General features: G+C 34.2%; 11 protein-coding genes. 4 read left to right on the plus strand and 7 right to left on the minus strand.

Going from position 1 to position 11,808, the window contains the following annotated elements:
- The first annotated feature begins 314 nt into the window (after positions 1-314).
- The 3 genes from EPU_RS11360 to EPU_RS11365 all read left to right on the plus strand — a co-directional run bounded on the left by EPU_RS11360 (position 315) and on the right by EPU_RS11365 (position 4,018).
- The gene (locus tag EPU_RS11360) at positions 315-1,694 is read left to right on the plus strand and encodes a sulfatase-like hydrolase/transferase (RefSeq protein WP_052296448.1); all 1,380 of its coding nucleotides are present in this window, start codon (positions 315-317) and stop codon (positions 1,692-1,694) included.
- A 116-nt stretch (positions 1,695-1,810) separates the two neighbouring features.
- Positions 1,811-2,449 (plus strand): TetR/AcrR family transcriptional regulator, encoded by a 639-nt coding sequence (locus tag EPU_RS03115; protein ID WP_010166679.1) that lies wholly within the window; start codon positions 1,811-1,813, stop codon positions 2,447-2,449.
- A 111-nt stretch (positions 2,450-2,560) separates the two neighbouring features.
- On the plus strand, positions 2,561-4,018 hold the full coding sequence (locus tag EPU_RS11365) for a GTP pyrophosphokinase (protein WP_010166681.1): 1,458 nt from the start codon (positions 2,561-2,563) through the stop codon (positions 4,016-4,018).
- 34 nt (positions 4,019-4,052) lie between these two features.
- On the opposite strand, the gene EPU_RS03125 is transcribed toward EPU_RS11365, so the two are convergent.
- The 7 genes from EPU_RS03125 to EPU_RS03155 form a co-directional block, all read right to left on the minus strand.
- A complete protein-coding gene (locus EPU_RS03125; protein ID WP_052296449.1) occupies positions 4,053-5,114 on the minus strand; it encodes a glycosyltransferase family 4 protein in 1,062 nt (353 codons plus the stop codon).
- Between the two features lie 13 nt (positions 5,115-5,127).
- Positions 5,128-5,604 carry a deoxycytidylate deaminase gene (locus EPU_RS03130; RefSeq protein ID WP_010166686.1) on the minus strand — a complete coding sequence of 159 codons (477 nt, stop codon included), beginning with the start codon at positions 5,602-5,604 and terminating at the stop codon, positions 5,128-5,130.
- A gap of 52 nt (positions 5,605-5,656) precedes the next feature.
- Positions 5,657-6,286 carry a uracil phosphoribosyltransferase gene (gene upp, locus EPU_RS03135; protein ID WP_029487902.1) on the minus strand — a complete coding sequence of 210 codons (630 nt, stop codon included), beginning with the start codon at positions 6,284-6,286 and terminating at the stop codon, positions 5,657-5,659.
- 29 nt (positions 6,287-6,315) lie between these two features.
- Entirely contained in the window at positions 6,316-6,744 is a 429-nt protein-coding gene (rpiB, locus tag EPU_RS03140) for a ribose 5-phosphate isomerase B (RefSeq protein ID WP_010166690.1), read from the minus strand.
- Positions 6,745-6,759: 15 nt separating this feature from the next.
- Positions 6,760-7,764 (minus strand): L-threonylcarbamoyladenylate synthase, encoded by a 1,005-nt coding sequence (locus tag EPU_RS03145; protein WP_010166692.1) that lies wholly within the window; start codon positions 7,762-7,764, stop codon positions 6,760-6,762.
- Between the two features lie 69 nt (positions 7,765-7,833).
- Complete coding sequence (locus EPU_RS03150; RefSeq protein WP_044149381.1) at positions 7,834-9,105, minus strand: M18 family aminopeptidase; 1,272 nt, start codon at positions 9,103-9,105, stop codon at positions 7,834-7,836.
- 112 nt (positions 9,106-9,217) lie between these two features.
- Entirely contained in the window at positions 9,218-10,450 is a 1,233-nt protein-coding gene (locus tag EPU_RS03155; RefSeq protein WP_010166696.1) for a cation:proton antiporter, read from the minus strand.
- A 420-nt stretch (positions 10,451-10,870) separates the two neighbouring features.
- On the opposite strand from EPU_RS03155, the gene EPU_RS03160 reads away from it, so the two are divergent.
- A partial coding sequence (locus EPU_RS03160; RefSeq protein ID WP_010166698.1) for an HD-GYP domain-containing protein occupies positions 10,871-11,808 on the plus strand: 938 nt, incomplete at its 3' end.

The raw sequence follows: 11,808 nt of genomic DNA on the forward strand, positions 1-11,808 counted from the left end.
ATAATTTGTCTTCCGCTTGTAATATTTTTTGTGTATGCCTATATTTTTTAAAATTYTGTTCACAAAGAGAARTTTCATGAAAATATTCTCTTGTTGCCGCAAAAAATATTTAAGCGTGATATTCTGTCGATGAACTCTTAATTGTATTGAACAGTGACGCAAACGTTTTCTTTCGTGTAAAATATCAAATTGTGTAGGAATCACAATTAGCATAATATTAGACAGCGTTTTATAATTTATCTTCATTTAGCGTTGCAATATTATCGCACTTCTTGTATGATATAAATACAATACTATTTTTTAAGGAGGATTTTATGAAAGCACCAAACGTTTTAATTTTATTTGCAGATGACCAGAGATTTAACACGATCAATGCACTTAACAACGACGAAATCATAACACCCAATTTAGATAGACTAGTAGCATCGGGGACAGCTTTTACTCACGCGCATATCCAAGGAGGCACTTGCGGAGCCATATGTATGGCATCTAGAGCTATGCTGAATACAGGCAGATCGTTATTTAAGTTAGATGACCTAGGGCAACAAATCCCCGACGACCACACTCTAATGGGCGAATTTTTTAAAGCGAGAGGCTACGATACATTTGGAACGGGCAAATGGCATAACGGCAAAAAATCATTTAACCGAAGTTTYGATCAAGGCGATAGTATATTTTTTGGTGGAATGAGCGACCACTGGGCCGTACCATTTTATCATTACGATTCTTCTGCAGAATATAACAAAGTCATTAGAAAATGCGTTGACCAAAACCATTCGAACGAGGTAAAGAAAACTGCGGGCGAATATATGAGAGCGGGCGAACATTCAACCGATGTTATAGCAGAAAGTGTAATTAAGTTTTTGGATCAAAAGCACGATAAACCATTCTTTGCGTATACTTCATTTTTGGCCCCACACGATCCGCGTACAATGCCAGAAGAATTTTTAAATATGTATAATCCAGAAGACATAAAATTACCACCAAACTTTATGAGCTATCATTTTATCGAATACGCAAACTGGGAATGTCGAGACGAGACATTAGCGCCGTATCCGAGAACGCTCGCTAATACGCAAAAACATATTGCAGAATACTATGCAATGATCACTCATCTCGACTATCAAATCGGGCGCATCCTAGATAAATTAGAAGAAATCGGAGAAAAGGATAATACAATTATCGTTTACGCCGGAGACAATGGGCTTGCATTAGGGCAACATGGGCTATTTGGAAAGCAGAGCCTTTATGATCACTCGATGAGAGTTCCTTTATTAATATCTGGAGCAGGAATCAAAGCCGGAATGAAAACCGATGCGCTTGTGTATTTATTCGATATATTTCCAACCTTGTGCGATCTTTTGGAACAAGAAATTCCAGCAAGTGTAACAGGGCAGAGCTTTGCTGAATGTATAAAAGGAACCAAAGATGCCGCTCGCGACCAGATATATCTTGCATATACAGATAAAATACGCGCCATTACAAAGGATGGCTTTAAATATATTGAGCATAGATACAACGGAATAATAACCAAACAATTATTTGACTTAAATTCTGATCCATTTGAAATGTCTAATCTTGTATTAAACCCTAACTATCAAGAAAAATTGGTGGCTCTGCAAAAAGCATTACAAGCAGAAAGCCAGCAATCCAACGAATTAAACCACAATCTTGGTAAAAATTATTGGGCTTAATTTTTGCAAAACTAGCAGTTCACTCTGTTAGTTTTTTTTTTGAAAATGTATATCGGATAAAAGTTTTGTCCATACTCTAAAATATATTTTATTTTAAAAAGTGAGGAATCAAAATTATGTACGAAGTATTATCACATTTTACACTTAGAAAGATTAATTTTGTCAAAACGCGCACCACTATTTTAAATTCTGTTAAATATTTGTTAGAACACAAAGACTTTGGAGATATTACTGTAGATGAGATTTGTCAAAAAGCTCAAATTTCACGCGGTACGTTTTTTAATTATTTTTCTACCAAAGAACATATTTTTAACTATTTTTTAAGAATTTTTACTATCAAAATCACTCTGCAAATTCAGAAGTGGGACAACAACCAAACATTTAAAAATAAGCTAGCTCAAATTTATAATTGGTTTCAAGAAGAAAAAGATTATCCAAAATTTTTAGATAGCTATGCTTCATTTTTGTTGAGTGTAGGAGAAGAGTCCAACGAGATGAAGCTTACTGATGCGGAATTTGTGTTCTTTTTTCCTGAAATTTCTGAAACAGAATACGAAATTTATAACAACCTAACTTTTCAGAAAATTTTTGAAGGACTATGTGAAGAAGCAAAAGCATCTGGTGAGATCAAATTTGAATCTACCAAAGAAGAATTAGGAAATATTGTATCTGGAATACTAGTTGCTAGCCACACAACCGACTGGCTAAATAGTACAGTTAACCACTTAGATATTTTCTGCGCCATTTTGCTCTAATCAAACCACGTACTGCGACGTAATAAAATGGAACCAACTACCTTGTATGCAACTTCTCAATTGGAAGTATACTATTACTATCAACTAGGCAAGCTAGGGAGGATCTTTATTATGGAACTGAAAATATTTGAGTATACAACTAAAGCCTTAGAAAAGTTAGACGAAATGACAATAGATTTAGAAATTGCTAGTAAGGAGCTGGAAAACTACTTCGCCAACCTGGTTCGTAATGAATGTATTGGCTATATCAACATCAGTTCTCGTGTAAAATCTAGAGACAGTCTAAAAGAAAAAATTCTACGACATGATTTTTATAATAAATATAAAACTATATCTAATCTATACGAAAATCTTGTTGACCTAATTGGTATAAGGCTAGAATGTCGCTTTATAGAAGACGAACGAGATATTTATAAGCTTCTTAAACGACATTTTACACAAGAACATGTGCATACTGCAGGATATTATTATAAGCAAGAACATACTGGAGTTATTTTGGAGCTAAAAAGTGTTCAACCTAAAAACCAGAAAAACGGTCTTAAGATGTATAGAATAGATGGAAAATATTTGTATAATGATCAGATTATTAATTTTGAAGTGCAGATCAAAGCTCTTGTCAATATTTTTTGGAGCGAAATTGAGCACAACGTAATATATAAAAATTATAACTATATAATTGCCGACAAATTTTATAAAGATATAATGTATTCTATCAAAAACAGTCTTACCACTATAGATGGGCAGCTTTTATTGATCTCCAATCATTTCAAACGAGATAAGCCTATTAATCAAGATATTCGGCAAATGCAGCTAGAGCAGATGCTATCAAAATCTATTTACGACCTCTTTGCTGATCGAATGAAAAATAATATAGGGCTTATTGTTGATTTTAGAAAATCTTGTGATACGCTTGTTAAATATGTATTTAGAGAAATTGATATGCAAACAGAAGAAACATATAGGAATTTACTAATGAAGGCTCTAAACCGTTTAAACGAAATCGATAATGACGATATCAATTTCAATAGCATAATTTTATTTGAACGCGAAATAGATTTTAACAATGATGATTTTAGTATAATAATTGGTTCTCATATTCAGCGAGTTTTAAACGAAGAATTTCAATGGAACCTATTTTTTAGAATTTTATTTTATATTGAACCAGAGGATAATGCTGGAGATTTTGAAAATTTCATAAAATACTATAAATATAGACTATCCCACGATATAGTTGAGCATTTCCAAACTGACGATGCGTATATATTAGATGAGTTGCTCCTCACTTTTGCAAATACTTTCACGGAACTAAACTCGGTAAGCTTTGTATATGACGATATAATCGAAAAGGTTAAAAATATTTTATGGAAGGTAACCTCCGAAATTCAACTTTTGAAGCTCAAATCACAAAATCATTGGAACCAACACAAACCAATTTTATTAAAACTTTTATACTATAGAATATTAGATTTGTTGAACGCAGATATATCAGCAACTGATATTTTGCGATTTATGCATGAATTAGAAACTTTAAATATGAACTTACCAAAGAGCCTGATCAAATATATTTAGGAAAAGGAGGGAGAGCGTTCCCTCTTATATCCATTTATTTTTGCTCTTCTTTTTCGTTTTTAGAGCTCGGTAGTGTGTGCATTTTCACATTATAATAAAATAATATGCCCATAATTATAAACACAGCCAATACAAAACGAATATCATTTAGCATGACCCCCATTGCAGAAAGACCAAATATTCCGCTAACTCCATACAATGTTACGACGGCTTGTTTTTGTGTATATCCTTTATCCACTAGTCGATGATGTAGATGTCCTCTATCTGGTGACATAATTGGGCGGCCACTCAAAAAACGTCTAATGATTGCAAACGACGTATCAAATATCGGCAACCCTARTATCAATACTGCAACAAAAACTGTTCCTAGTGTATAACTTTTTAATAATCCCAGTATCGAAATCAGTGATAGCATATATCCCAAAAATGTTGAACCTGTATCTCCCATAAATACAGAAGCGGGATTAAAATTATAAGGCAAAAATCCCAAGCATGACGCTGACAAAATCACTGTAAGTATTACTGCGGTTGGATGCCCACTATGAATCGACAAGATCATTAGGCAAATAGACGCAATAGACGATACTCCTGCCGCCAATCCATCAAGCCCATCTATCAGATTTACTGCGTTTGTGATTCCTACAATCCAAAATATTGTAACCGGGATTGATAACCACTCCAAGTTAATCAGATCGTTAAATGGCACAGAAACAAATTGTATTCTAATTCCAAAGTATACCGCAACCATCGCGGCTAGTACCTGAACTAATAATTTAATTTTCGATTTTAATTCAAAGATATCGTCTAAAATTCCTAAGGCAAAAATAATTAATCCGCCTATTAAAATTCCGGCTGTATGTCTCGATTCTAATACATCCATTTCTGGATCGGGCAATATCAAAACCAAAGTTAATATAAACCCAACTACTATCGCTATCCCACCCATACGAGGAATTGGAATTTCATGCATATCTCTCTTTCGCGGATATGCCACTGCCCCTAATTTGATTGCTATTTTCTTTGCAATAGGTGTACATATTAATGAAATACTGAAAGCCATAACAAACGCTGTTATATATAAGCCAATCTTATCCATTATTTCCATCTCCTTATTTTTCCAATCCCCTGTTGCTTTCATTTTCAATAGTCCCAAATTGCTCCATGTGGATTTTAGCTTCATTTAATAGCTCTATTGCCAATGGATCTGGATAATTTCCTTGGTATATAATTTTGGCTATCCCTGAGTTTATAAGTACTTTTGCACACATACTGCACGGCTGAGCCGTTACATAAATTACAGCGCCCGCAACAGCGGTGCCATTCTTTGCAGCTTGCGTTATTGCATTTTGTTCGGCATGTAATGCTCGACACAATTCATGACGTTCTCCAGATGGAATATTTAACTTAGTTCTCATGCAGCCTAACTCAATACAATGCGTACAGCTTGTGGGAGCACCATTATATCCKGTCGATAATATTTGCTTATCCTTTACAACAACAGCGCCTACCTGGCGTCGTGTACATGTAGATCGAGTTTTTACCAAATGAGCAATGTCCATAAAATATTGATCCCAAGACGGTCTCATAAAAATTTCTCCTTACAAAGCAGAAGCAGGGGATGCCTGCTCCGTTTTTTATTTAYTTGGTTCCAAACAAGCGATCTCCAGCGTCACCTAATCCTGGTACTATATATCCGTGGTCATTGAGCTTTTCATCAACAGCACATACATATATATTGATATCAGGATGAGCCAACTGTAATTTTTCCACTCCTTCTGGCGCGGCTAAGATACACATAAAATTGATATTGTTACATCCTTTATCCTTTAGAAATGAAATAGCAGAAATAGCCGAACCGCCTGTTGCTAGCATAGGGTCTAATACAAATATATGCCTTTCTTCGATTTGAGTTGGCAGCTTGCAATAATACTCAACCGGCGTTAGCGTTTCTGGATCACGATATAGTCCGATATGGCCCACCTTTGCAGTTGGAATTAGATCTAATACACCATCTACCATCCCCAATCCTGCGCGAAGAATTGGTATTACGCTAAGATTTTTTCCAGATATACGCTTAGCTATCATTTTTGTAATTGGTGTTGTAATTTCATAGTCTTCTAACGGCAAATTTTTAGTAGCTTCAAAACACATAAACTGCGCAAGCTCGCGAACAATTTCTCTAAATTCTTTCTTTCCTGTGTTCACATCTCTCAATATAGAAAGCTTGTGCATCACAAGTGGGTGGTCTATAATAACAAGATTACTCATATTTTCCTCCATTCTAATATTTGATTGATCTAATTTTCAATTTTGGATATTCGTCTTATGTGGCGTGGGTCATTCGAAAATGGTGTATTCAAAAATTCATCTACTATTGCTAATGCCAATCCAGGGCCTATTATACGCCCACCAAACGCCAAAACATTTGCATCGTTATGTTCTCGGGTTGCTTTTGCACTAAATATATCGTGGCATAAAGCGCAGCGAATTCCTTTTATCTTATTTGCCGTTATCGAAATACCTATACCAGTACCGCAAATTAGTATTCCTGTTTCAGCCTCCTTGCTAAGAACCATATCGGCAACCTTTTTTGCATAGTCGGGATAATCTGTCGACTGTTCGTCATAGCAACCAACATCTGCAAAGTCTATACCTCTTTCCTTAAGATGAGCTATTATCTCTTGCTTTAATGCAAATCCTCCATGGTCTGAACCAATGGCTATCATATATTATTCCTCCATTTAATAAATAATCTGGTTGTTAGACGCCTTGAGAAGTCTATTCATTATACTTAGACCAAGGTTTTTGTCATGTAAATAAATTGTATAGACTTGCTCCAATTTTAAGTCATCTAATTGTCTAAGTTTTTCGAATAAATTACTAGCAATACTTTCTAAATTGGTAATACTTCCCAGACTTACTACAGGAATATCTTCAAAAAATGAAATCATTTCATCTACAATTAAAACACCTGCTCGCTTATGTCTATCTTTTTTTATCAAACAACATATTTTCTTAGCTATCTCTTGTAAATCGTTGCCATCTACAATTGCAACATTTGCAGAAGGAGCATAATGTTTATATTTCATCCCTGGAGCAATCGGAAACGCACTAGCAGGAGCACTAACACTAGGTACAATTTTCTCGAGCATTGCCGCAGTTATAAATCCAGGTCTCAATATTCTCGCATTGTCTCCCGAAACATCCACAACAGTCGATTCTAATCCTATTTTACAGTTACCGCCATCAATAATGCAATCTACTTTTCCAAACAAGTCTTCTATAACTCTATCAATATTGGTTGGACTGGGCTTACCAGAGGTATTTGCACTTGGTGCGGCAAGAGGCAATTTAGATTTTTTAATTAATTCTATAATTATTTTATTTTCCGGAAAGCGAATTGCTACTGTTTGTAAGTTTGCACGAGTTTTGTTTGGTATAATATTTTGCGATTTAAATATAAGTGTGAGAGGTCCGGGCCAAAAAGCGTCTATAAGTTTTTGAGCATTTGCCGAAATTTCTGCTACTAATTGATCTAGCATTGCCAACGAAGCAATATGGACAATTAGCGGATTATCTGCGGGTCTTCCTTTTGCTTTAAAAATATTTTCTACTGCATTTTCATCTAACGCATTGGCACACAGTCCATATACAGTTTCGGTAGGAGATACAACAAGCCCTCCATTTTTTAAGATATTGATTGCTAGTTCAAGATTGTCAGTTTTGCTTAAAATAATTGTATCCATATCAGCTCCTGCTTAGATTTTTTTACCAAAACCATTATAACATATATTTCCAAAAAAACATTATTTTTTTTATAATCGGTAAAAAGCTCTAAAAATTTTAATAGTGTGGGTCAAATCTTCTGCTGCCATAAGTTCTCTAGCAGAATGCATGCTTAGCATTGGAGTTCCTAGATCTACACTGCGTATTCCAGTTTGCGAAGAAGTAATTGGCCCGATTGTTGACCCACCTTTTGTATCTGACCTATTCATAAAAGTTTGATACGGAACATCTTCGTTTTGGCATATTGCTTTAAATACGGCAGACGTATTTGCGTTCGTTGTATAACTACAATTGGAACTAATTTTTATTGCAACACCTCCGCCTGGCGTTACTTTATTTGTAGGCTCTAGCTTTTCTGGATAGTTTGGATGCGACAAATGCGCAACATCTGCAGAAATTATAAACGAATCATCCAACGCGGCTATAAATTCGGCACGATTCTTACCCAAGCCTAATGCTATTTTCTCTAGCATAAATAATAAATTTGGAGAGTTTGCTCCTGCTATACTTCTGCTACCCACTTCTTCATTATCATAGCAAGCAAGCACATTAACTCCTGCYGCTGGATCGCTTTCTATAAACGCCATCAATCCACTATATGTCATAGATAAATCATCTAAACGTGGACTCGAAATAAATTTTTTATCTAGCCCTACCAAGCAACCTGTTTCCACTGGATACAAAAATAAATCTAGATCCAATATATCTTCGGATGCAATAGACAATTTGGCTGCAATATAGTCGAATAACAAATTTTGGTTCACTTCTTCGTTGGTATATGTGATGATTGGCAAAGTTTCCTTTTGCGGATTCAACTTCACTCCATCATTTACTTCACGATTTTGATGTATGGCCAAATTAGGAATCACCATAAGCGGTTCTTTTGCATCCAATAATATTGTCGACGGTYTTAAAACATTATCACTTTTTACACATACCCTTCCCGAAATAGAAAGAGGCCTATCAAACCAGGTATTGATAATCGGTCCTCCGTATACTTCTGTGTTCAATTCTACATAACCTTGCGACGAAGTTATTGGATTAGACTTAATTCTAAACCCTGGCGCATCTAAATGCGTTCCTATTATTTTGTATTTTAAATCACTAGAGCCAATTTTAAACGCAAAAATTGCAGAGTCGTTTACTAACTTGTAGTATARCCCACCCTTKCTAATATTAGCAGCAGCATCTAGATCTTCAAAACCCTGGTCCTGCAAAATTTTTTTAACCTCATTTGCCGCCAAAAACATCGATGATCCTGCAGTTATAAATTCTAAAAGTCCGTTTATATAATCAGTCATAAGTACTAAAATCCTTTCTTTTTTTGCTAGTGTGTCCTGGAGATGAGTTTTTAATACATTATAAAATTTCGTGCAATAAAAAAACTCCCCCGAAGGAGAGTACATATTGATTCTATACTGTTGCAACATCTGTTGGAATTTCATTAATCTCTGTCTCATTTGCCAATGATTCATTTTTTTCATCTTTAGCATATAAGACTTTCAAAATAATTGGTGTTGCAATAGAAGAAAGAATAACTAGCATAATAACTGCGGAAAATAGTACTGGATCCATTAGCCCAGCGCTTAAACCTTTTTGGGCGACGATCAGTGCGACTTCGCCACGCGCCATCATGCCGACACCAATTTTTATTGCATCATGTTTTTTGAAGCCCATTAGTTTTGCACCATAGCCACAGCCTACCACCTTGCTTGCTAATGCAATAATAACAAATGCAATTGTAAATAAAAGTACTGGTACAGTAAAACCTGTAAGTTCTGTTTTAAGCCCAATGCTTGTAAAGAAAATCGGACTAAATAACATATAAGAGTTTGTATCTATTTTTTCGATAATATATTCTGAAGATGACAAGTTATATAACACGATACCTGCGACGTACGCGCCAGTGATATCGGCAATTCCAAAATAGTGTTCAGCTATATAAGCAAAGAGCAAACATACTGCAAATCCATAGATTGGAAGACGTCTTCTATGTGGATCGTGATGATCAATAACTTTAAATATATAATGAATGATAGCACCAAGAACAATCGCCACCACGAAAAATGCCACTGTATTTCCGATTACAGCCACTCCGCTGCTTTCTGGATTTGTAAATCCTATTACAAAAGTAAGTAAAATAATACCGATAACATCATCAATAATTGCAGCACTCAAAATCGCTGTTCCAACTTTTCCTTTAAGCTTGCCCATCTCTCGTAAAGTTTCAACAGTAATACTTACAGAAGTTGCGGTAAGAATGACTCCAATAAATATTGCTTTTAAAAATTCGTGACTACCGATTGCGGCAAAACCATCATATACAGAATAAAGTAAGTAGCCACCAGTTAGAGGCACTACAACTCCGAATGCCGCTATACAAAGTGCCGCAAGACCAGTATTCTTCAGTTCTTTTAAATCTGTCTCAAGACCTGCAACAAACATTAGCATGATAACGCCAAGCTCACCCATTTGTAATAAAAATTCTGTTTCTTTCACCCAGCCGAGCATATTTGGTCCAATAATTAAACCAGCAACTAATATGCCAGCTACTTGTGGTAATTGTAACTTTCTAGATAAGATCCCAAAAATCTTAGCTGCCAATAAAATAATTGCTAAATCCAAAAAGAATCCATAATCGAGCATTTTTTTGCCATCTCCYATTAATTTATTTTATATCAAGCATTATAAACCTATTCAAAAAACATTACAAGTGTTACAATTATGTTTTTGAATATTATAAGTTGTATAAAAATTATGTTCAATAAATATAATTTTATATTTTTGTAAAAAAATGCACAACAACATTTTACAAAATAATTAATTTCGTTTCAATATATAATATAGACATAAAAAAATTCACAAAATCTTTATTTAGAAATATTTCTTTAATGTATATTCATCCAATACAAAAATTTTATATAAGGATTGACAATTTTGAGTACAAGTATTACTATATAACCTAACACTAACCTATTTGATTATAAGGTTGTTTTTGCATAAAATTAATAATTCTAGTATAAAATTTATTGTAAAATGTTTTTGAGAAGGGAGAAAGAAAATAAGATGAGATTAGTTATAGCTTCACAGAAGCATATTGGCAAAAAACTTGCATATCCAATTCGAACCAACAAAGGTCTTATATTTATGCCTCAAGGTAGAGAATTAACAGCATCAATTATTACCCGAATTAGAAATTTAGGTATCACTTATATTTATATTGAAGAAAAATTCTCTGATGAAGTTGTTATAGAATTAATTTTTGAAGATCCAATTAAATTAGAAATATTAAATAATTTGAGTAGTTTTTACTCTAGCATTAAAAAAAATGGTATTATCAATGAACGTTTACTGACACAAACTATACGTATGATTATTGAAAATATTAACTTAAATGAGAATGCCATTTTATATAAAGAACCCAGTAAAGATGAAATTGAGCAATTATCACTTCATTCATTAGAAGTGGCTATATATTGCATATCTATATCAAAAAATAGACGCATACGTTTTCAAGATATTGAAAATATTACATCAAGTGCCCTTTTACATGATATAGGCAAACTGAAAGATGCTCAAAAACCTCACCTAGAAATAGCTCTAGACTTAATTAAAAATAATGCTACCTTTTCACCAATGGTATATGTTCCCATTTTACACATACACGAAAAAATTGATGGAACAGGTTCTTATAAAGTAACAGGAACTAACCTCCATCCTCATTCTCAAATATTACACATAGCTAATAATTATAGCAATTTAATAGATAAAGTTACAGATATTAATCAACGCATCGAAATGATGAATATGGAGGCAAGCTCTAGATATGATCTAAATCTTTTTAAACAAGCTATGGAGGTGTTATATTGTTATCCGAATGGTCTTATGGTTGAATTGACAAATTCTGAAAAAGGACTTGTTTGCAGGCAAAATATTGGTTTTCCATCTCGACCTATCATTATTTCAAACGAAGGAAAAATTATTGATCTAATGAAAGAACCCAC

Source organism: Candidatus Epulonipiscium viviparus (assembly GCF_000171335.1).
GTDB classification, from domain to species: domain Bacteria; phylum Bacillota; class Clostridia; order Lachnospirales; family Cellulosilyticaceae; genus Epulonipiscioides; species Epulonipiscioides viviparus.

What these genes read in the sequence shown, in the direction of transcription:
- EPU_RS03115 (WP_010166679.1), top strand. Translation starts at nt 1,811, where the DNA reads ATGTACGAAGTATTATCACATTTTACACTTAGAAAGATTAATTTTGTC.
- EPU_RS11365 (WP_010166681.1), top strand. Translation starts at nt 2,561, where the DNA reads ATGGAACTGAAAATATTTGAGTATACAACTAAAGCCTTAGAAAAGTTA.
- rpiB (WP_010166690.1), bottom strand. Translation starts at nt 6,744, where the DNA reads ATGATAGCCATTGGTTCAGACCATGGAGGATTTGCATTAAAGCAAGAG.
- EPU_RS03145 (WP_010166692.1), bottom strand. Translation starts at nt 7,764, where the DNA reads ATGGATACAATTATTTTAAGCAAAACTGACAATCTTGAACTAGCAATC.
- EPU_RS03155 (WP_010166696.1), bottom strand. Translation starts at nt 10,450, where the DNA reads ATGCTCGATTATGGATTCTTTTTGGATTTAGCAATTATTTTATTGGCA.